Genomic DNA, 23257 nt, shown 5'->3' on the forward strand with positions numbered 1-23257 from the left:
TCGGAGTTCACGGAGATGATGATTCCTGAATCCTGCATGCCGGCGAGGTGCTGAATCTGGCCGGAGATACCGCAGGCGATATACACCTTCGGGCGTACGGTCACGCCGGTCTGGCCAATCTGGCGGTCATGATCGGCAAAGCCCGCGTCGATAGCGGCACGGCTTGCGCCCACTTCGGCGTGGAGTTCCTTCGCCAGTTCGAACAGCATGTCGAAGTTTTCCTTGGAGCCCATGCCGTAACCACCGGCCACCACGATGGGTGCACCCTTGAGGTTGTGCTTGGCCTTTTCCACATGGCGTTCGAGCACCTTGACCACGTATTCCGTTTCCGGCACGTACTTGGCCACGTCGTGCTTGATGACTTCGCCCTTGTAGTTCGGGTCCACGATTTCCTTCTTCATCACGCCTTCGCGCACCGTCGCCATCTGCGGGCGGTGTTCCGGGTTCACGATGGTAGCAACGATGTTGCCGCCGAACGCCGGGCGAATCTGGCAGAGCTGGTTTTCGTAGAACTTCTTCACGCCACCGATGCTCATTTCGAAGCTGTCGATTTCGAGTTCGGTACAGTCGGCGGTAAGGCCGCTGTGCATGGCGCTGGAGATGCGCGGGCCGAGGTCACGGCCAATCACCGTTGCACCGAGCAGGCAAATCTGCGGCTGCTCTTCCTTGAAGAGGTTCACCACGAGCGATGCGTGCGGGTTGGTGGTGTAGGGGAAGAGCCCTTCGGCGTCGAACACATGGACCTTGTCCACACCGTAGGGGAACACCTGCTTTTCAATGCCATCGAGGCCCTTGCCTGCGCAAATGCATTCGAGCTGAACGCCGAGCGTGTTGGCGAGCTTGCGGCCCTTGGACAAAAGTTCGAGGGAAACATCGACAACGGTCGTGCCCTCAATTTCGCAATATACAAATACGTTATTCATAGGCTAGCCAATAATCTTCCCGTCTAAAAGTTCCTTGATAAGTCCTTCGACGTCGGCGTCGCTTGCGGTGAGCGTGCGGCTTTCCTTCGCCTTGAACACGATGTTCTTGACAGCCTTCACGTTCGTCGGCGAACCGGCCTTACCGATCTGGGCTGGGTCTGCGTTGATGTCGGCGGCGCCCCACTGCGGAATGTTCAGGTAGGGCTTCTTCGCGATGAGGGCTTCATACTTTTCGGCGTCTTCCGGCTTGCGTTCGGCAACCACCGTCGCGTTCTTGAACTTCATGAGACGCTTTGCGTTGCGCGGACGGCACGGGGCCGCACTTCCGTTCACGGTCACGACCAGCGGGAGCGGTGCTTCCACCGTTTCCACGCCACCGTCGATGTGGCGGCGGATCACGACCTTACGGGCCTTTTCGTCGAGGGAGAGGATTTCTTCGGCGTAGGTCACCTGGGTGAGGCCGAGCTTTTCTGCAATCTGCGGACCGACCTGTGCGGTATCGCCGTCGATAGCCTGGCGGCCACCGAGAATAATGTCGTAGTCGCCAATCTTCTTGACGGCCTGGGCGAGCGTGTAGCTCGTAGCGAGAGTGTCAGCACCACCGAGCGGACGGTCCGTCACCACGAAACCTTCGTCGGCACCGCGGTACAGAGCTTCGCGGACGACTTCGGCAGACTTCGGGAGACCCATCGTCAGCACAGAAATGGTGGAACCCGGGAACTGGTCCTTCAAACGAAGGGCTTGCTCCAGGGCGTTCAGGTCTTCGGGGTTGAAGACCGCGGGCAATGCGGCACGATTGATGGTTCCCTGCTCCGTCATGGCATCGGGGCCCACGTTTCGTGTATCAGGTACTTGCTTAGCAAGCACAACGATTTTAAGACTCATATTTCCTAACTATTGAATTTACGGTTAATGTTTAGTTGGGGTACAAGATAGCAATTATAAAGGAGCGGAGAGTGCTGTGCCCCCCGCTATGCTCCCGTTAGTATAGAGTAAGAAAATGATAATTATTTTGTAAGTTTTATTCAGTAGTGGTTCTGATGCACTCGCCTTGCTTGTCATTGCGAGTCGTAGGCGAAGCAATATCTACCTGAGTTTGTTAAAAATTTTCGGATAAATCAATCCATTGCGGATTTATTGATTCTATCAGATCAATTTTCTTTTTCCTATTGCCGGCTTTTATTTGCTTTTCTCGTTGAATGGCGTCCTTTATATCTTGAAAATATTCGCAATACCCTAATTTCGTAACGTTATATTTGGCTGTAAAACCGTGCAATTTTTCCTTGTGCTCATTTTTGTTGAATGCGGAATTTATGTTCCTACTACACATTTTTTCCGCGGAAAAAATGCGCGCTGTCTGCAAAAATTCCAAATAATGGTATGATGTGTTTATTTAAAAGAAAACCTGAATGCCTAGGCGTCTTACTTCGCCACTTCTACATACCTGCCCTTGGGCAAATCGGGGAGTGCTCCGTTAGCGTTGCGTACTCCGACGGGCTTTCCGAGCACATTGAATATCTTGCTGCCGGGCTTGCCGTATTTTGCCTTGCGCAGGTTGGTGATGACGGTGGTGCCGCCTTCGATTGTTACCGTGATTTCGAAGGAGACTTGCTTACTGCCGTAAACGAGCGCTTGTCGCACGGTGAAGGTGTCTCCGGCTTTGACTTTACCTGGCATGTGACCGATTTTTGTGGTCATGGTCGTGAGGTCCATGTTGGAGAACACGACGCTAGAACCGTTCGGATCCCAGGTCGTGATTTTGCCGTCCTTGTCGAACCAATGGCCGGTGCCTTCGCCGGTCGTTTTGCTGTTGAGGCTTCCGTCGGGTTCCACTCCGTAGAATTCTACTTTGTCTTCAATTTCGGTGCGTTTGATGCCGAGGATGCTTGCGACTTCGCTGCCGTTCAGGTCGAGTGTTACGGGCGCATAGTTGTCGCTTATTGGGAGCGTTGTCTCAAGTGCGATTTTCTGGATGGTGATTTCTGCGACGCTGCTGGAACTTGCCTCTGTCGACGAGCTGGACGAGGGTTCGGAGCAGTTCTCACCGATGCAGAACGTGAGCGCATCTCCGGGCGTCCCGATGTTGGTAATCTTGAGGCCTGTCTTGGTGCCGTTATGCCAGCGGATAGCGGGGTAGGCATCATCTGAAAATTCCGCGTAGGTTCCGCTCTTGAAGAACGTGTTGGCGGTGCTGCCCGGGCTTGGCCACTGGTCGCCGGGATTGTCGCTTGATTTTCCCGCCGCGCTGGCATGCACGATTCGGAGTCCGAGCTTGTCTGCAGCGGAATTGCCTTCAATTGAAAAATCGTAGTGTTGCATCAAGAGCCCGCTCCCGGCGAGTACCTTGTCGCGGCCTGTGTTGCGCACGTAAGACCAAACTAAACCTTCCTGGTTCGGCCTTGCGGGGTTCTTGTAGCGGTAGCAGAACTCTCCGGGCTTGGAGACTTCGAGACCTGTTACGTTGTTTACATCATCGCTGGTGATGTCCACGAACGGAATCCAGCCCTGGTCCGCACGGTAGAAGTCGTTTATTGCCACCGGGTTCAAATCGTTTGCGCGGTTGCCCATGGTGCAGTAGTCGCCGTACCAGTAGAGGTCCGGCCAGCCGAAGATCATGTGCCCCGATTCATGCACGAATACGTAAATGGAGAACTTGCCGGGCATGTCCGTCATCTGATGGTGCGTGAGCTTTACGCCATCGCGCCTTTCGCTGGACCATCCGGAATGCGGCCAGAGCCCCTGTCCCCAAGTTTGCCCGGCGCCGGCGTATACGATGTTGATGGCTTCGGTGGTGCCGTCCTTGTCGTTGTCGTAGCGTGAAAAATCTACCTGGGGGTCGAAATACTCAAAGACCTCTTTCATGAGCGAATCGGAACCCGAGTATCCTTGCAAACTTTCGTACCATGACTTGGGATGTTTTGCGCGGTACCAGCCGTAGACTTCGTTCGTGAGGTCCAGTTGTCCGTTAGAAACGTCAAGGTAGTAGTCGCGTACAGAACCGTTGCAACCGTCCCGATTGAATCCTTCTTTATTCAGCCAGTCTTCTACCTCGTTCACCGTGACCGGGGCTGCCTTGTCCGGGAAATCCACGAGCAAAGTCAAACTGTAGATTTTGCCCTTGGGGGCGGCGTAGTGGCTCTGGGTTGTGACCGCGGTCGTTTTCATGAGGGCGCGGGTTTGGGGTGCCCCGCGGGAATTGTCGAACGTGGGCCTCGCCTCGGCGGGCCATTCCTGGACGCGTTTCCCCTGATACACGATGTCGGCAAAAAGCGTCGTTGGGAACAACAATAATAAAAGACAAAGCGGGTTAACCCAATTTTTCATATAACACATCCCATGTTTAGTACACCTTTTTCTGAAAATACATTAATTTCGCCCCAAAAGGCCGCTTTTCTTTAAATTTTACGCAAGGGGGCTTTGAAATTTCTGCAAAACTATTTGCTTTTAGGTGGGGTAAATCCCTTTTTGCCGGATTTATTTTTGAGAAAGGTTGTGTAGTGTTGGAAAAAGGATGGTACAAGATGTTTGGAATTGAAGCAAAAAAAATTGCTTGCGTTGCCTTTGCTGTGGTTGGTGGTCTCTTCACACAAGGGTTTTCTCAAGACGTTCTTTATCCTGATATGTTCGCGTTGAACGAAGTTCAACTGCTTGACGGTCCGTTAAAAGAACGCCAAGACTTGAACGTAGAAACCCTGCTGAGTTACGACGTGGACCGCCTTCTGGCGCCGTTCTACGAAGAAGCGGGCATGAGGCCGAAAGCATCCAAGTTCCCGAACTGGGCTGGTTTGGACGGGCATGTACTCGGGCATTACCTGAGTGCACTTGCGATGCATTACGCTGACAATGACGACATTCAGGTTAAAGAACGGTTGGAATATGTCTTGAATGAACTCAAAACCATTCAGGACCAGAATTCCAAGGACAATAACTTCAAGGGCTACATTAGCGGCGTGCCCAACGGCAAAAAGATGTGGCTCAGCATGAAGAGCGGAAATGCCGGCGCCCAGAGCGGTTATTGGGTGCCGTGGTACAACATTCACAAGCTTTACGCGGGCCTGCGCGATGCCTACATTTATGCAGGCTATGAACAGGCTAAGACCATGTTCTTGGCTCTTTGTGATTGGGGCCTTACAATTACGGGCGGCCTCAACGATTCCAAGATGGAATCTATGCTCGGTACAGAACACGGCGGCATGGCTGAGGTCTATGCCGACGCCTACGCGCTCACCAAACAAGACAAGTACTTGAAAGAGGCCAAACGCTGGTCGCACAAGTGGCTTTTGAACGCCATGGCGGCAAGCAATGATAACCTGACCAACGTGCATGCGAATACGCAGGTGCCGAAAGTCGTGGGCTTTGCGCGCGTTGCCGAACTCACGAATGACGCAACATATGTAAAGGGCTCCGAATATTTCTGGGACCGCGTGGTCAACAAGAGAAGCATTGCAATCGGCGGCAACAGCATTTCGGAACATTTCCCCTCTTTCGATAACCACAAAAAGTATGTGGAAGAGCGCGAAGGACCGGAATCTTGCAACACTTACAACATGCTCAAGCTCACGGAACGCCTGTTCAATATGGACCATAGCGCCAAGCAGGCGGATTTCTATGAACGCGCGCTCTTTAACCATATCTTATCCACAATACATCCAAAACATGGCGGGTACGTGTACTTCACTCCTGCACGTCCCCGCCATTACCGGGTGTATTCCAAGGTGAATGCGGCCATGTGGTGCTGCGTGGGTTCGGGCATGGAAAACCCGGCCAAGTACAACCAGTTTATTTACACCAAAGACGGCGACAAGCTTTACGTGAACCTCTTTGCCGCATCCATCTTGAATTGGAAGGCGAAGAACGTGCAAATCAAACAAGAGACCGCATTCCCGAAGGGTGAAAGTTCCAAGTTCACCGTTACCGGCTCCGGCTCTTTTGACATGCAGATTCGCCACCCGTACTGGGTCAAAGAAGGCGAATTCAAGGTGATCGTAAACGGCGACACCGTGGTGAAAAAGTCTGACCCTTCGAGCTACGTGTCGGCCGGAAAATCTTGGAAGAGCGGCGATGTAATCGAAGTACTTTACCCCATGTACACGCATGTCGAAGAATTGCCCAACGTGTCTGACTACGTGGCGCTTTTGCATGGCCCGATCGTGCTTTCTGCAAAAACGGGAACCGCTAACCTGAACGGCCTCGTGGCCGATGACGGTCGCTGGAGCCATATTGCCTCGGGCGCGCTCGAATCGCTTGACCAGGCGCCCATGCTTGCGAGCAAGAAAGAAGACATTCCTTCGAAGCTAGAACCTGTCAAGGGTGAACCGCTGCACTTCAAGGCACCATACCTGTTTGCGAACAAGAAAGACGGCAGCCTGCTTCTGGAACCCTTCTATGAAGTGCATGACGCGCGCTACATGATGTATTGGATGGTGCTTACGGACCCCTCGATTCTGGAACGCCTGAAAAAGGAACAAGAAGAAGCCTTGGCGCTTGACGAAAAGACGGTTGACAAGGTGGCCCCTGGCGAGCAGCAGCCCGAAGTGGATCACCAGATGAAGACTGAAAATACGACCTCTGGTACGGCAAACGGTGAATTCTACCGCGATGCAGGTAAGTGCAATGCGGGCGACGGCGGCATGATCAGCTACGTGCTCGAAACCAATAGCGAAGATTCCTTGAGCCTGATGGTTCGCTATTGGGGCAACGAAGGCTGCTCCCGTACCTTTGATATCATGATTGATGGCGAAAAACTTGCGACTGAAAGCATCGAGGGCAAGTGGAACAAGAAGGAATTCGTGAATGAAGTCTATGCGATTCCCGATGCCATGGTCAAGGGCAAAAAGGAAATCCGCGTGACGTTCCAAGCGGGTGCCGGCAACATGGTGGGTGGCCTCTACGGTGTGCGCCTGCTGCGCAATAAGCCCAAGCCCGAACCGACGGCGATTGCCGCAAAATTGGCTACTCGCCCTGATTTGAAGGCCCGCGTTTACGGCGGAGAATTGCAGATTGATGCCGGTACGGCGCTTTCGCAGGGCTATACCGCCAGAATTTTCAGCATGAACGGTCGCTTGGTAAAGTCGCAGGCGCTTGCGGCGGGGCAATCCAGCTTCAGCATCGGCCTTGGCGACGTGCAAAACGGCATGTACATTTTGAAAATCCAACGCGACGGCTTTAGCTACGGCACGACGATTTTCAGAAAAAACCGATAAAATTGAGAACATTTCGCGGAATTTGAGAACGTGAGTTCTGCGAAATGCTGAGTATTGCGCTTAAATTTGTTAAATTTTAGTTAATTTAGGATATTTTGCTAATATAGAGCTATATTTACCATGTAAAATTTGAGAACATTTTGGAAGTTCTCCGGGATGGATATATGGTAAATTGGGTGAATAAGTTCAAAATGGCGGCCTTGGCCGCCGCTTTGGGCACAGGCGTTGCCTCGGCAGAAAAGACGGTGGTGTTTTTTACGCCGTGGTCAAATACCAATGCGGTCTTGTTCATGAACGGCGATTCCGTGGCGACAATGACTGCGCTTGACAATTATTGTGGCTGGTTCAAGGCGACCGTCGACGCTCCCGAAAAGAATTTCAACGTCTACTTCAAGCAGACCGTTGGCCTGAATTATGTGGGCGCCGAGGGCATGGTGACTGAAGAACCTATGATCGCAGGTGAAATAACGCTCGATTCCGTGGCGGCACTTTCGGACACCATTTGGGTGCAGGGCTACAAGACCGATGTTCCTGCGCAGTTTTCGAGCTACCCTGGCGTACTTGGCGATTGCCCGCTCAAGAAAATTCCCGTGACCGTTTACGACTGGCTGCACGGTACCAAAGGCGACGGCGACGGTAGTGGCAAAAATGGTGACCCCGCAAACGGAGTCAGCGCCGACTTTGGTTCGGGCGGATGTTCCGGCAAGGACAAGGCTGTGACAGGCATGGTCGAATACAATCTCGGTGAAAACGGAGTCCCCGTGCGCGCAGATCCGTTCCCCGAAAAATGCAAGATTACGGAACATCTCGACAGTTGGTTTTTGCCCGAAGTCATTGCCAAAGACGACGAAGGCAACGAGTATACCAACATGACTTGCCGCGACCTTTACGTGTCTATGGACGATGAAGGATTCTGGCTTGCTGAAGTTTCCAAAGACCAGATTTCTAAAGGCAACGAGGCCAATTCGGACGGCATGTTCCTGCTGGACGATTTTGAATTTCTCGACGAAGCGAAGACGGTTCCGAACCCTTATTACGACCAACTGAAGGGAACAAAAATCGGAAAGCATAACTTCGGCTATGCCGCAAAAATCCAGGCGACGTTTGAATACGTTCCGGGGCAGTATTTTGATTTTTACGGTGACGACGATGTGTGGGTGTTTATCGACCACCGCCTGGCTGTAGACATTGGCGGGCAGCATGGCCAGGTGGCGGGCGCTGTGGATCTCGATACCATCGGGCAGAATACGGGCGACAAGCTTGTTCCCGGCAAAATCTACGACTTCCATATTTTCTATGTGGAACGCCATACGGGCTCTTCGAATTTCCGCATGCGTACCTCGATCGATTTGCAGGTCGATGCGTCAATCTTCTTGTCGTCGGACAATCGCGACGGCGGCACCACTTACGAAGTCTGGCAGATAAACAAGAAGAACAAGCTTTCTTGCAACTTTGATGCAAATTCTACCGAGCTCGATACGACCGGTGGCGTGTCTACCTTCAAGCTTACGGGCGGTAACCTCGCAGGGCCAGAAATTCTGGGCATTGGCACCCATTACGAAGGTATCAAGATTACGAGCGATTCTACGTTCTCTATTGACTCTGCGGCGATTGTTTCTAGCTTTGCGCTTGCCCCCGGCCATTACTTTTTAGAGATCACGCTCAAGGCGGACCCGAGTCAAATGGTAAAAGTCGAAATTACGGTGCCCTCTTATTCTGTGCCGAGTGTTGCGTTTGCAAAAGAAGACTGGACGATTCTCGGTAAAGAGGTTTCGGGCGATACCGTCCAAATTGGCCCCTGGGCGTATGCGACTTACCAGGTGAACATTACCTTCTTTGAAGAATGGGCGAAGGTCAACAATTACAACCGCAAGATTAACCTTTCTTTCTCGAACCCGAATATTGATATTTTAGATACGGTGGGCGGCAAGAAAATCAATGCCGTGACTCTCGACGAAAACGGTCGCGCCACGTTCTACGTACATGCGAATTCCCCTGTGTCGGGTGTGAACCTTACGGCCAAGGGCGCGGCAGCGGGTGTTTCGGTGTGGAGTAACTTGAAATTTGCCGAACCGCCTGCACCCCGTGTAGAACGCGCCATTGTGGTAGATAGAAACGGCGACGGCCGTGCAGATAGTTTGTATGTGCATTTCGAACGTTCTATCAAGGGCAATAGCCGACTTGATTCAATCCAGTTTACTTTTGGCGAATCGTTCCAACCGACATCGAAATTCAAGGTGATAAACGAAACCGATATCGTGATCACGGCTGAAGATATGACCGGCGAAGGATGCAGCAAGAGCGTTTGCGGCTTTGGCAGTAGGCAATTTACGGGCGATGCGTCCGGTGTTTACACAGGGACTTTGAACAATTGGTTCACCTACAAAAACGAAGGCGAAGTAAGCAGTTTCTATATCGAAAATGAACCTGTTGCCGATGGCGTTGGCCCCATTATTCTTGCGGCTTCGAAAACCGAAAACAAAGACGGGAATAGATTTTTGAACATTACCTTTAGCGAAGCGATTACGGATGAATCCAGGGCCGCCTTTGCCGAGATGTTTGAATTCACCTGCGTACGTTCGGGCTCGAATCAGGTACCCGAAAAGCCTGTATTGCAGAGCGGTTTGGGTACGCAAATGATGCTGGTTTATGCCGTAAGCGAAATGGATGCGGTGCTCCCGAATGCCGGGGACATGATCCGCTTTGCGCCTCGCGGCTCCGCACGTGATTTGGTCGGCAATGCGCCGCATGTCGAAAACCCGTGGGTCGTAATTACCGGAAACCAGGATCTCGGCATAGAAAATCCGGGCGTTGTCGCTCTTGGCGAAGACCCGTACGACATTATCAAGAACAATTCCGTAACGCAGCCGAAGCTCATTACGGGTACGACACAGACTGCCCAGCAGATAGCAGATTCACTGGGTGTGCAAGGGACTCTTCTTGATTTCGATATCGCAAAAATTATGGTGGAACAGACGAAAAATTCGGTCGATGCTCTTGACGCCTTTATCAAGTTGCGCATAGGGAGCGAAACCGATTACGACACGACTATTACGAGCATTAGCGAACAAGAAGCGCTTGCGCAGTTGTTCAACGATATCCGCGTGAATCTGTTGGATACGTCGTACGGCTTTAGCGAACAGACCATCAATGGTATTTTGGACGGTTCCATTACCGAAGAAAACTACAAGGCCTTTGTGGGCGAACAGGAACTTGGCGTGATTGCGACCATGACCGAAGCCAATATCGAAGCGAGCCGCGACACGACCATTACCATAGGCGGGGTTACGACGGTAACGCAGGGCGACATGTTCGAATTGATCCGTAGCGGAAAACTGGATGCCGAACTTGCCGAGGCGGGGGTGAGCGAAAAACTGGTCGAGGCAATCAAGCGGGGCGATGTGACCGAATACAACCTCGAAGAATACCGCAGCGGCGAAAAGACGGTTGTGGCCGACAATGCAGTCGAACTTTACTACCGCACGCATTATTTTAGCCAATTTGGCCAGTATGTGGGCGGAACGTCGGGTTCCATCAAGTGTTCCGACAAAGAAGTGTACGGCGACGAAGGCTGCCTCAAAAACAAGGGTAAAGTGTTCCTTGCCTGGAACATGCGCTCCAAAAACGGGCGATTGGTGGGTACAGGCGTCTATATTGCGCGCCTCGAAGTCAAAATTGTGGTAGACGGCAAGAATACGGTGCACCGCACGCACGATTACCTATGGGGCGTACGCCGCGGAAAATCGGGTTTTTAATTCCCCATTGACATTATGTCAATAGAATCTCCTTTTAGGGGGTTCTTTTTTTTTGCCTAAAAGGTAATTTTAAAATTGGTGTGAGAGGTGGTTAAAAGGAAGGTGTTCTTATGATGTTTGGTTTTAAGATCAGGCGTGTTGCCTGTTCCGTTTTGGCTGCAACCGCGCTCTCGGCGGTGAGTTCTTTTGCAGTTACGAGCCAGTTCCGTGGGGTGAACTGGGCCGATAAACGTGACAATTTTGTCTCTGACATACTTGTGCTTTCGGGCATGAGCCTTTCGGACAATTACCAGTCGGCATCGGTTGTAGCGGACCGTGTGATTGGGCAGTTCCAGGAACTGTTCGGCACCAATAGCGTGCGTATCCCGGTGAACGAACCTACGATTCTCAAGTTCTGGGATACCTACACGGGCGTTATCGACATGGGCCTTTCCAAGGGCCGTATCGTGATGGGTTACTGGGGCCCCGCACAGCCTTCGGGCCCGAAAAATATGAATGACTGGTGGAGCATGTGGGCAAAAATCGTCGAAAAATACGGCGATCACCCGAATGCCTATTTTGAAATTTTCAATGAGCCGCACATGTACAGCAAAACGGAACTGCGCGACCTGTACGCCCAGTGGCTGAGCAAGTTCCCGAATGTGCCGCGCGACCATATTCTGCTTGACGGCTCGGGCCTTGCGTGGAATGTGCCCGACATTGCCGACGACCCGCGTTTTGAAGGTTGCCTTTTCGCGGTGCACGAATACACGTTCTGGAACATGAGCATTACCACCGAACAGGGCTGGAAAAACAGCTTCAAGGGTAAGGTGGGCAAGTACATTGACCGCACCGTGTGTACAGAATGGGGCGGTGCCATGAGCCCTGGCGACAAGGCTGGCGTGCATTACGACTACATGGACTATAATTCTACTCCGACGAATTACTTTATGGCCTACATCCGCGGCATGTCGGACCAGCTGCGCGAATGGGAGATGGGCAGCTTCTACTGGCCGGGGCTCCGCGATGGCGACTGGTACAGTATGACAAAGCGCAGCGGCGAAGGCGCAAACATCAAGCTCGAAATCGTGAACCAGTCGGGCGTAGACCGCATGAAAATGGCTTGGGCGGACACTGTCGAGACGACTCCGCTCGTGCGCGAGGCGTTTAGTGGCGAACCTGCGGCGATTCCGGGCGTAATCGAGGCCGAAAATTACGACAAGGGCGGGAACCGTTTCAGCTTCTACGATAAGGATGCCGCGAACAAGGGCGAAATCTACCGCGAAGACGCTGTGGATGTCGTTACCCTGGATGGTGCGACTTGCAATGGTGACGCTTGCAAGGGTTACGCGATTGGTTACACCGAAGCGGGCGAGTGGCTTGAATACAGCGTGAAAGTCGCTGCCGATGGCAAGTACGGCGTTCGCGCGAATGTAGCGACTGCTTCCGAGACTTCAAAAATCCAGCTGCTCGTCGATGGCAAGGTGCTTCTCGATACCGTTACGATTGACAAGGTTGACACGACCTGGAATGTATACAAAGAAATCGATATCGGAGCCGCTAACCTTACTGCTGGCGAACACATTCTAAGGCTTGTCATTGCAGGCAGCTATGTGAATGTAGACTGGCTCCAGTTCTGCGAAAAAGAAACTTGTGAAGACAAAACAGGAATCCGTGCAATCGATCCGACGGCTGTTTCTAAGGCGGCCCCGCGCCTGCGCAAGCAAGGCGGCAAGCTCTTTGTCGAAAAGAACGGAATGCGCTTCGACTTGACTGGACACCGTATCAAATAAGTGTTTCGGCATTGACAACTTGTCAACGAGAACTCCCGAAAAGGGAGTTCTTTTTTTGATGGCAAAAGGTATTTTTTTTATTGGTGTGGATTTTTCGTGAGGTTTCTTATGAATGCAAAGATTCTTTCTTTGGTGTTTGGCAGCACGCTCGCTTTTGCCGGTGCCGCCGCTGCCGCCACTCAAGCGACATTCTATGTTTCGCCCTCTGGCAATGATGCTGCCGCGGGTACAAAAGATGCTCCGTTCAAGACGATTACGCAGGCACAAAAAGCCGTGCGCGCTATTAACGGTTCTATGACCGGCGACATCGAAGTCATTCTTCGCGAAGGCACTTATGTACTTCCGTCTACAGTTAACTTCACCGAAGTCGACGGCGGTAAAGACGGCCACTACGTGCGCTATAAGGCGGCCGATGGCGAAAAGCCGCTCATTACTGGCGGCATGCAGATTACCGGCTGGACCATTCACGACGAGGCGAACAACATCTGGAAAGCTGAAGGCGTAGACGGTCGATTCCGCCAGCTTTACGTGAACAACCGCAAGGCCGTTCGCGCGTGTTTCCCCAACGTGATTGCCGCAAACGAAAAAGGCAACGGCGGCTTCGACCATGACTTTGTGCGCCTCACGAAGGTAGACTCTTCGGGCCGCGCCTTCGATGTCTCTGCTGACTACGTCAAGAATATCAAGAACATCGAGGACGTCGAAATCCACCTGATGATTGCCTGGTCCGAAAACATCTTGCGCCTGGAGAAGGCCCAGGTGAACGGCGGTACGGCAAAGCTCATTCCCAAGGATCCTGAACGCACCAAGCTGTTCCACCGCGCATACCCCATGCTCGGTACCGCCTTCATGAGTAATCCGCCCAAGCAGCAGGTTTTCTATCTGGAAAATTCCTACGACCTGATTGACGCTCCGGGTGAATGGTACCTGGACGAAAAGAACCATGTGCTTTACTACAAGCCCCGTTCTGGCGAAAGCATGTCTACGGCCCACGTGGTTGCACCTCGCCTTAATACTTTGTTCAGCGTTTTGGGTAAAGACACCAAGAACAAAGTGGGCTATATGTCTTTCGAAGGCCTGACCTTTGCCCATTCCAACTTTACCCGCCCGAGCGAAGAAGGTTTTTTGGATTTACAGGCTGCAAACTTCAATGTAGACGTTCTTCCGGATCCGAGCCGCGGAAACTGGGAAAAGCTGAACAGCAACAAGTACTTGCTGTGGCGCCCCGATGCGGCCTTCCGCGTCGAAAATGCGCACCACTTCTTGGTGCAGGGTAACGTGTTCTCGCAGATTGCGGCTACGGGTCTCGACTTTGTCTCCGGCACCAATGACGACATGATTCAGGGCAACGCCTTCTTCGAAATCGGTGCAGCGGGCATTATGCTCGGCAAGTTCTATCAGGACTCCACGACCGAAATCCACATCGCCTACAATCCGAGCGACAAGGATGAAATCAGCACCCGCGATACGGTCAAGAACAACCTGGTCACCAACGTGACGAACGAACATCAGGGTGCCGTAGGTATTGGCGCCGGTTACCCCCGCTATGTGGTAATCGAACATAACGAAGTCTCTTACACTTACTACTCCGGCATTTCTATTGGCTTTGGCTGGACAAAGCAGCAGACAGCCATGACCAATAACCATGTGAACTGGAACGAAATTCACCACATTGCCCGCTTGCTTTGCGACTCCGGCCCGATTTACACCTTGAGTAACCAGGGTACCGGTAGCGAAATCCAGCACAACTATATCCACGATAACGGAACTTCCAAGTGGGCCGACTACTGGAACGTGCCTATTTACCTGGACGAAGGTTCCAGCGGCTTTACCGTGAAAGAAAATGTGTTCAAGAATTCCCCTGCAGGCGTGGGCCAGAATCAGGCGGGGCAGAATACCTTGCAACAGTCCAATAACTATTACAGCGATGACGTCGTGAACAATGCCGGTATCGAAAAGGCCTTCCGTTACATCCGCGACATCAAGGAAATTCCGCTCGCTGACTTTAACGGCGCCATGGAACAGACCCCGTACAAGGCTCAGCTCACCCTCCCGGGAATTGTGCAACTCGAAGACTACGATATGGGCGGCCAGAGCGTTTCGTATAGCGACAAGGACTTTGTGAACGAAGGCGGAGCCTACCGCGAAGACGGTGTCGATATTGTGCAGGTAGATTCTGCTGACGCGAGCAAGGGATACGCTATCGGTTACACCCAGGCAGGCGAATGGCTCGAATACTCCGTGAACGTAGTGACTACAGGCAAGCTCGTGTTCCGCGCCAGCGTGGCAGATGGCCTTGAAGGCGGTAGCATTCGCCTGTTTATCGACGGTAAGGCCGTGACCGATACCGTTGCGGTGCCGCAAACCGAAGACTGGAACACCTATACGCTCATGGACGGCGAAACTAGCGAAATCGAAAAGGGCGACCATGTGCTGCGCGTGCAGTTCACCGGCAGCTACGTGAATATCGACTGGATTCAGTTCGCGCTTACCAAGGAAGAACTCGGCACCACCGGAATTCGCAAGGTGCCGACCTACAGCATGGACTTTATGCCCAATATGCAGCGTTCGCTCAAAGTTTATGGCACAAACGGCCGCTTTATGGGTAGCGTAGAACCGCGTGCAGGCCTTGCCCTCACCGAAACGCTCAAGGCAGCCGGCTTTGCCCAGGGTATCTACATGGTACGCGGCTCTGGCGCCAAGGCGCTCCGCGTGCAGGTGAAATAATCTGTATGTGAACAGTAAAGAAATGAATAGCGGGCTTGATGCCCGCTTTTTTACACTTTCACGTGGAAGTAGTCGATTTCGGGGTGGCTGATGTAGAGGCCGCTCACGGAGGCCTGCGGGTACATGGCGCCGTTCTCGGTGAGGCTGATGCCTACACTGCCGAAATCGATGAGTTTTGCGACGTTGAAGATTTCCTTGATGTTCGGGAGCACGGGGTAGCCGACGGCCGGGCGGATGCCCTTCCAGCCGCTTACGCGGGCGAGTTCCTGGCTCAGGTATTCGGCGCCGGCTTCGGCGAGGCGGTCGGCGACAGTCTGCATCAAAAGAACGTCGTAGTCGCTGCCGCCCTGTTCGGCCTTGAGTTTTTCGAGGCGCTTCACAAAGGCGTCGCTCACGGTGACGGCGAAGGCACCCACGATATCGCGGAAAACATCTTTACCGGCGGGAGCAGCGAAGATGCTTGCGGTGTTCGCATTGGCGGGCGCAACGTAGTCGCAGAGGGCGAGGCAAGTGCCTTCCGGGTTCTGCTGGCGTGCCGTGGCGACTTCGACGATGTCGGAGTCGGTGCCGGTACGGCCCGTGTTGAACCTGATGGAGCCTTCCGTACCGGCTGCAGGGTAGAACGCCTGCACGGCACGCAGCGCATACTCGGGCTTTGCGAGACTCTTGATAAGTTCTTCTGCGTCGGCCTTGAGTTTCTTTGCTTCTTCCTGGTCCGGCTTGATTTTCCAGGTGAAGAAGAAGTATTCCCAGCTGATAAGCGGGATGACTTTTTCGAGCGGAATCGGCGGGAGCTTGCTTTCGCCCATGAACGGCGGTTCCACGGGCTGGTACTTGCTCCAGTCGCAAAGGTAGCGGCGTTCGAGGGGCGTCTTCTCTGCTGCGGCCATAGCGTTGGCGGCTTCGGTCTGGATGCCGTTTTGCTTGTCGCGGATTCGCTGCTGTTCTTCGCGGTTTTCGCGGATGGTCTGTTCGCTAGTAGCCGGATCCAAAAGTTTCTGGGCGAGGCCTGGGTTGCTCGCGGCGTCGCGCACATGGAATACGGGGCCTTCGTAGCACGGGGCAATCTTTACGGCCGTGTGCGTGGGCGAGGTGGTGGCGCCGCCGACGATAATCGGGATGCGCTGACCAGCATCTTGCATGGCCTTCGCCACAGTGCACATTTCTTCGAGGGAGGGCGTAATCAGCCCGGAGAGGCTCAATATATCGGCCTTGTTCTCGATGACCGCCTTCACGATGACATCTTCGGGAACCATCACGCCGAGGTCCACCATCTCGTAGCCGTTACAGGCCATAATCACGGAGACGATGTTCTTGCCGATATCGTGCACGTCGCCCTTCACGGTTGCAATCACGATTTTGCCGCGGCTCGAAGCGTTCGCGTCTTTGCCCGCCTCGATGTAGGGCTGCAGGATTTCTACCGCCTTTTTCATGGTGCGTGCGGTCTTCACCACCTGCGGCAAGAACATCTTGCCTTCGCCAAAGCGGCGACCGACTTCGTTCATGCCGTCCATGAGCGGGCCAGAAATAATTCCCACCGGGCTATCGCCGCGGTTGATGAGTTCCATCAAGTCGGGCTGAAGCGATGTGGAAGTTCCCTTGAGTAAGGCTTCTTGCAGGCGTTCTTCGGGCGTGGTAGGCTTTGCTTCGGCGGCAGCGCTAGCGTTGTCGTCAGAAGAGCTTGCGCCTGTGCTCATGGCGAAAATCGCCTTCGGGTCGTACTTGGTGCCTGCTTCCTTGGCGGCTGCGGCTGCCGCGGTCATGCGGCTTGCAATTTCGATGAGCGCTTCGCTTGCATCCGGTTCCGTGTTGTAGATGACTTCGGTAATGGCCATGCGGAGTTCCAGCGGAATCGTCTTGTATTCGATAATCGCGCTCGGGTTCATGATGGCCATGCCCATGCCGTTCGGAATCGCGTAATGCAAGAAGGTGGTATGCATCGCTTCGCGCAGGTAGTTGTTGCCGCGGAAGGCGAACGAAAGGTTTGAAAGACCGCCCGAAATGCGCACCCCGGGCAGGTTGTCCATAATCCAGCGGACTGCGCGGATAAAGTCTATGGCGTAGGCGTTGTGTTCGGCCATGCCGGTTGCGACTGTCAAAACGTTCGGGTCGTAAATAATGTCCGAAGGGTCGAAACCGAGCTTTTTGACCATGATGTCGTAAGCGCGGGCGGCAATTTGTACGCGGCGCTCGTAGTTGGTGGCCTGGCCTTCTTCGTCAAAGAGCATCACGATGACAGCACCGCCGAGTCGCTTGATGGTGCGCGCGTGATCGATAAATGCCTGCTCGCCCATCTTGAGGGAGATGGAATTCACGATGCACTTGCCCTGGGCGCACTTGAGACCCGCTTCAATCACTTCGAATCGGGAAGAGTCCACCATAATCGGCACGCGGCTGATAGCCGGGTCCGAAGCGAGCAAATTCAAGAAGGTCTGCATTTCGGCGGTGGCGTCCAAGAGGCCGTCGTCCATGTTCACGTCGATCACGTCGGCGCCGTCTTCAACCTGCTTCCTTGCAATATCGAGCGCTTCTTCGTAATTTTTTTCGTTGATGAGTCGCAGGAACTTCTTGGAGCCCGCCACGTTGCAGCGTTCGCCCACCTTCACAAAATCTTCGGCGTTGCAGCTGTCGGCGCCGTTGCTCGGGCGCACCTGTTCCTTGAACAGCGGCTCGAGACCGGCGAGGCGGAGCAGCGGGCTCGTGGCGTACTTTGGCGCGGGCTTGCGGCGTTCGTAATCGGCTGGCAGGGCGTCGAGCATCTTGCGCATGGCGGCGATGTGTTCCGGTGTGGTACCGCAGCAACCGCCAATCATGTTCACGAGTTTGTCATCCAGGTAAACGCCCATGAGCCGCACCATGTCTTCGGGCGTGTCGTCGTAACCGCCGAACTGGTTTGGGAGTCCCGCATTCGGATGACAGCTAATGTAGCAGGGCGCAACCTTGCCCATGCGGCGCAGGTACGGCACCATGCCGTCGGCACCGAGACCGCAGTTGAGGCCGATCGAAAGCGGGTGCATGTGCATCACGCTTATGGCGAATGCTTCCACCGTCTGGCCCGAAAGTGTACGGCCCGAGGCGTCGCTCACCGTCATGGAGAACATGATTTCCACAGGTTTGAGGTCGGCGGCTTTGTCACCGGCGTCGGCAGCGCGTTTCTCCATCACCTTGGTAAATGCACTTGCGGCAGCCTTCGCGTTCAGCGTATCAAAAATCGTTTCAATCAGAATCGCGTCGACGCCTTCTTCCACCAGCACCTGGATCTGTTCCAGGTAGGCGTCTTCGAGTTCGTCGAAAGTAATGCTACGGCTCGCGGGATCGTTCACGTCTTCGCTCATCGAAAGCATTTTGCTCGTGGGACCCACGTCGCCCAAAATGTACACCTGGCGGCCGTACTTTTCCATGGCCTCTGCTGCGGCCTGCTTCGCAATCTTCACGGCGGCGCGGTTCATTTCGGCAATGCGGTGTTCCTGATGGTATTCGTGCTGGCTGACGCGCTGGCTCGAGAACGTGTTGGTGGTCAGGCAGTCCACGCCCGCATCCACGTAGCGGCGCTGGATATCGAGAATAATTTCCGGCTTCTCGATGGAGAGCATGTCGTTGTTCGCACCCTTAATGCCGTAAGTCTGAATGACAGAACCCATGCCGCCATCGAGCAGCATCATCTTGCTTTCAAAAGCTTCGCGTAAAGTCATTTTCTTTTCCATGGCACGAACCACCGTTTTTCGTTATTTATGCACTTATTTAATTTTATGCATAAAGATAGAAAAAGGCGAAAGCTCTTTCAAGAGTTTCTTTTTGAAGGTTGGGACTTTGGCGGTCTATTCTTGGATTTCGAAACTACTGGAACTTTCGAAGCTGTCGCTGCTAGATTCTTCTGGATAATCGTAGCCTTGCAGGCAACGCACAAAATGATAGTCTTCGTGGCAAAGCATGGCTTCGCAGTAATCGGTTCCGCCAAAGCGGTAGTGCCTTAAATGCTTGATTTCCACGTTGCCGTTTTCGTCGGGCCAAAGGGGAACTTCTTTCGAGTCCTTGGTCCAGTAAGCGCCAAAAGCATATGTCTCGCCATATTCTTCGGTGCATTCGCCGTCATAATAGTGGCGAGTCAGGGTGGAGAAATTCAGCCCAGTGGCGTTCGTCGGAAAGAAGAAAACCTCAGCATCGGTAGAATATGCTTGGGAGCCGCTAAGGTTTCCAACCTGACGGATGGAGTAGAAAGGCCTGCGGTAAGCGGCAGAGAACAAGTCGTCGTAAGAGGCGTTCTCGGGAAGATTCGTTTTCAGGTCTTCCAGCTCGGCGGCCTTCGGCAAGCGCCAACCTTCGGGGCAAATTCCTTCGATGTCCGATTCCGGATATTCCAGGCCCGCGTCAGAAGGCTGCTTGATTTTCGGAGAATCGCCTACGAATGAGCGACTTCCGGGAGTCTTGTATCGCATGTCCTGGGCCATCCAAGTCTGGTCCCCTATGGTGATTGTCTTGTAGACTTGGCCATCGCGTGTGTCTGTCATCTGTCCTGTTTGGAACTTGCGAGGCATCTTGGGGAATCCCCAGAACTTGATCAGGGCGATACACACGTTAGGGTAAAGCTTTCCCGGATAAATGTCTTCGATTTCGATGATAATCTTGAAGACATTCTTCAAAGGCCTGTCAAAAACGATGATGTCGGCGTGGGGATTTTTGTACCCGTGCCATTTGGGTTTGGCGAGGGTGGCCACCTTTACAAGGTTGTCCGAGGTGTTCAAGTAAATTTTGACGCTTTTGGCAAGGCTGTTGTTCACGTAAGAGGCAGAATCTCGCATGAACCCATTGTATAGGGTAATCTGATCCAGACGCTGGGCTTCTACCAGGAATTCCAAGAAAATCGATTTGTCATTGTACTTGGCACCCCAAACCTGATAGAAGGGGTGTACGTACTTTTTCATGACCATGTTTTCGGGCCTGAAGGAGTTCTGACCATAATCCGGCAAGGTGGCGGAAGCCTTGATGCCGCTAATGGGAACTGCCGTAATTGCATAGGATAACGCTACTCCTGCAAGAATGAGTAGCGTTATCAATTTCGCCGATAAACCTTTCACGGGACACAATATATCTTTTTTTAAGCCCCTGTGAATGAAACGGAAATAAAAAAATATTTACTATTTGTCGCTAGTCAAGGCATTTTTCGAGTTCCGTTCGGATGGATTCCTTGTTGTAGCCCTTGCCGATAAAGACGACTTGGTTTTCGCGGTCGCCGTAGCGGGAATCCCAGTTTTCGCGTACTTCGGGATTATCGGCGAGAGCGTCCCGCTGTTTTTTTTTGTGTTTCTGGTCGCTGAGAAATTCGCGGTAGATGCGGTCGGCATCGACGAACACGACTTCGATAGAATTCAGGTTAGAAATCTTTTCAACTTGTTCGATGAATTCGTCGCGCAGCGTGCAGCAGATGCAGCCGTTTTGCAATTCAAACATCGGGCATTCAGCGACGTTTGAACCGTTTTTCTTGAGAATTTCGGCATCGACGTTGATGCTTCCCATGTCGTTGACGATAAGGGCGATTTTTCGCAAGGCAAAAAGCAGGATATTGCGGTTAAGGTTTTAACGGATTATGCGGAGAGAGCGGGCGTGGCGCGCGGTCTTGAAAAGTGAAAACGCGGGTTTGTCCTGAAAATGCGAATTTCACTTATCAGTTCGCCGATAACTACCAGAATTACGGCGACGTCCGTGGTACCGCTTGCCACGTCAAGACCATTCTGCATCAGCGCACAGACTGGGCAATCGTCATGCTCGTCAAAGTCGTCGTGATGGTGCTGGGCAATCGCGAGTAGACCTGCCACCACCAACGCAACGATTATGGTCTTCAAGAACTTCACTAAAAAATCCAATAATTAAAATAACGAATTTATTTTTCGACCTGCATTTCAGCATTACGGATGATGGGGAAACCGCCGCCCCCCTCATCGCTTTCAGAATCGAAGTCGCCTGTAATTGTGATTATGGCCCCTTCGGCGGGATATTCTTTCGGAAACTCGCGCGGTTTTGCAAGTTCAAAGGCGAGTCCCTGCGAACAACAGGCTAGAGCATCTTGAATCACGCAACCGTAAAAACGTCGTTCCAGTTGTTCGTCGTAATAGCTCGAAAAGAAACCCTTCATCTTGATATGCTTTCCGAGATACTTGCTCGGGTACATGACCATTTGGTAAACTTGGCTGTAGACCATGGTCCCGCTCATGCGAGAAATGTCGATGTCGTATTTCTTATTGCCGCCAAGGTCCTTTGCAAACAAGGCCGCAAAGGCAAGCAAAACGGCAAGGACTACTTTTGGCAACCTAAACTCCTCTGCCCTGAATCAGGCTGATGGAATAGAAGAGGCCGAATGCCACAATATCTGCCGCCACGATGGTCGAGCCCACGGGAGTGCCTGCGAGGATTGCGACGACGATTCCGATGAGCGAGCATACGACCGAGATAATGGCCGAAGCGACCGTTACCGCAAAGAAACTCTTGAAAACGCGCATGGCCGAAAGCGACGGGAACACCACCAGGGCCGACACCAAAAGCGCTCCCACCAGGTTCATCGCGAGGACGATGATGACGGCCACGATGACTGCTATCAGCAAGTTGAAAATCGTCGTGTTGACGCCGGTCGCCTGCGCAAAATTTTCGTCGAAAGTGATTGCAAAAATCTTGTGGTAGAAAAGAATAAAAACAGCGAGGACAGCAATCGAAAGCGCAACGCACAAGTAGACTTCTTCTACCTGGAGCGTCAAAATAGAGGTAGAGCCGAAAAGGGTCGTGCAGACGTCACCCGAAATATTCGCCGAAGTTGAGAAGACGTTCATCAGCAAGTAACCGATGGCAAGAGCGCCGACGGATACCATGGCAATAGCCGCATCGCCCTTGATGCGGGCGTTCTTTCCCGTACACAGCAGGAGTACTGCCACCGCGACCGTTACCGGCAAGATCAAAAGCATGTTGTTTGTAATCTTGAGTACGGCCGCAATGGAAAGCGCTCCGAAGGCAACGTGCGAAAGGCCGTCGCCGATGTAGGAGTAACGCTTGAGCACCAAGGTCACGCCTAGGAGCGACGAACAGAGCGATACGAGAACGCCTACGATAATCGCATAGCGGACGAATGGGAAATCCAGGTAGAACGAAAGTTTTTCGATAAGTTCCGGCATAGTTTAGTAGACGGTAGGAAGTAGACAGTAGGAAGTAGACGGTAGAGGGTTTATTTTTCCTTGGTTGAAATGGTATTGAAGTCCAGTACGCGGGTGGCATCGTCGAGGGCAGTGTCTACATCGTGAGTGACCATGACGACGGTCATTCCCTTCTGATGCAGCTCTTCGATGATGCGGTACATGGTTTCGGTAGATTCTGGATCGAGGCCGGTCACCGGTTCGTCTAGGAGCAGCAAACGTTCGGCGGCGCACAGGGCCCTCGCTAAAAGCACGCGCTGCTTTTGGCCCCCCGAAAGCTCGCGGAAGCAAGATTTTGCGAGGCTTTCGGTACGGGTTAGCGCCATGCATTCCATGGCGCGATCCCGGTGCGCCTTTCTGTAGAATGGCAGCAAGCGGTGCTTTCCTTGGAATGCCGACAGCACGATTTCTTCGACGGAGGCCGGAAAATCTTTCTGCACGATTGTCATTTGCGGCAGGTAGCCGATTTGACTTCTGCTTAAACCGTCGCAGAGTTCGATGACTCCCGATTTCGGCTTCAACAGCCCCGCGATTCCCCTCAAGAAAGTCGTCTTTCCGGAACCGTTGCGGCCCACGATGCACAGGTAGTCACCTGCGTTTATGTCGTAGTCCAGATCGCGTACCAGGTCCTTGCTCCCGTAACCGAGAGTCAACTGGCGACACTTAATAAGGGTCTTCGCATTACTCATCACACATTCCACA

At 53.0% G+C, this 23257-nt stretch carries 14 protein-coding genes; 4 read left to right on the forward strand and 10 right to left on the reverse strand.

Annotated elements, in window-relative coordinates:
• The 3 genes from B9Y58_RS10395 to B9Y58_RS10410 form a co-directional block, all read right to left on the reverse strand.
• Positions 1-923: electron transfer flavoprotein subunit alpha/FixB family protein (locus B9Y58_RS10395; RefSeq protein WP_073056467.1), on the reverse strand; the 923-nt coding region annotated here is incomplete at its 3' end.
• A gap of 3 nt (positions 924-926) precedes the next feature.
• Positions 927-1808 carry an electron transfer flavoprotein subunit beta/FixA family protein gene (locus tag B9Y58_RS10400; RefSeq protein WP_073056465.1) on the reverse strand — a complete coding sequence of 294 codons (882 nt, stop codon included), beginning with the start codon at positions 1806-1808 and terminating at the stop codon, positions 927-929.
• A 537-nt stretch (positions 1809-2345) separates the two neighbouring features.
• Entirely contained in the window at positions 2346-4247 is a 1902-nt protein-coding gene (locus B9Y58_RS10410) for a M6 family metalloprotease domain-containing protein (RefSeq protein ID WP_073056463.1), read from the reverse strand.
• A gap of 197 nt (positions 4248-4444) precedes the next feature.
• Between B9Y58_RS10410 and B9Y58_RS10415 the strand changes: the two genes are divergently transcribed.
• The 4 genes from B9Y58_RS10415 to B9Y58_RS10430 all read left to right on the forward strand — a co-directional run bounded on the left by B9Y58_RS10415 (position 4445) and on the right by B9Y58_RS10430 (position 15380).
• Positions 4445-7126 (forward strand): beta-L-arabinofuranosidase domain-containing protein, encoded by a 2682-nt coding sequence (locus B9Y58_RS10415; RefSeq protein WP_109639771.1) that lies wholly within the window; start codon positions 4445-4447, stop codon positions 7124-7126.
• A gap of 176 nt (positions 7127-7302) precedes the next feature.
• Complete coding sequence (locus tag B9Y58_RS10420) at positions 7303-10881, forward strand: fibro-slime domain-containing protein (protein ID WP_233247925.1); 3579 nt, start codon at positions 7303-7305, stop codon at positions 10879-10881.
• A gap of 110 nt (positions 10882-10991) precedes the next feature.
• Complete coding sequence (locus B9Y58_RS10425; RefSeq protein WP_233247926.1) at positions 10992-12653, forward strand: carbohydrate-binding protein; 1662 nt, start codon at positions 10992-10994, stop codon at positions 12651-12653.
• A gap of 108 nt (positions 12654-12761) precedes the next feature.
• Positions 12762-15380: a carbohydrate-binding protein gene (locus B9Y58_RS10430; protein WP_073056459.1), complete on the forward strand. Its 2619-nt coding sequence runs from the start codon at positions 12762-12764 to the stop codon at positions 15378-15380.
• 50 nt (positions 15381-15430) lie between these two features.
• Here the strand turns inward: B9Y58_RS10430 and metH are convergent, their stop codons facing one another.
• From metH to B9Y58_RS10465, 7 genes are all read right to left on the reverse strand, one after another.
• Entirely contained in the window at positions 15431-19084 is a 3654-nt protein-coding gene (gene metH / locus B9Y58_RS10435; RefSeq protein ID WP_233247927.1) for a methionine synthase, read from the reverse strand.
• A 114-nt stretch (positions 19085-19198) separates the two neighbouring features.
• Positions 19199-20455 carry an FISUMP domain-containing protein gene (locus B9Y58_RS10440; protein WP_143154688.1) on the reverse strand — a complete coding sequence of 419 codons (1257 nt, stop codon included), beginning with the start codon at positions 20453-20455 and terminating at the stop codon, positions 19199-19201.
• Positions 20456-20525: 70 nt separating this feature from the next.
• The gene (locus tag B9Y58_RS10445) at positions 20526-20924 is read right to left on the reverse strand and encodes a CobW C-terminal domain-containing protein (RefSeq protein WP_233247928.1); all 399 of its coding nucleotides are present in this window, start codon (positions 20922-20924) and stop codon (positions 20526-20528) included.
• Positions 20925-20962: 38 nt separating this feature from the next.
• Positions 20963-21229: a hypothetical protein gene (locus B9Y58_RS10450; RefSeq protein WP_085534923.1), complete on the reverse strand. Its 267-nt coding sequence runs from the start codon at positions 21227-21229 to the stop codon at positions 20963-20965.
• A gap of 29 nt (positions 21230-21258) precedes the next feature.
• Positions 21259-21684, reverse strand: coding sequence for a hypothetical protein (locus B9Y58_RS10455; RefSeq protein WP_073056451.1), 426 nt, complete (start codon positions 21682-21684; stop codon positions 21259-21261).
• Between the two features lies 1 nt (position 21685).
• Positions 21686-22537, reverse strand: a complete 852-nt coding sequence (locus B9Y58_RS10460; protein WP_073056449.1) for a metal ABC transporter permease — start codon at positions 22535-22537, stop codon at positions 21686-21688.
• A 50-nt stretch (positions 22538-22587) separates the two neighbouring features.
• The gene (locus B9Y58_RS10465) at positions 22588-23244 is read right to left on the reverse strand and encodes a metal ABC transporter ATP-binding protein (protein WP_073056491.1); all 657 of its coding nucleotides are present in this window, start codon (positions 23242-23244) and stop codon (positions 22588-22590) included.
• Between the last annotated feature and the right edge of the window lie 13 nt (positions 23245-23257).

This window comes from Fibrobacter sp. UWB15 (assembly GCF_900177705.1).
Lineage (GTDB): Bacteria > Fibrobacterota > Fibrobacteria > Fibrobacterales > Fibrobacteraceae > Fibrobacter.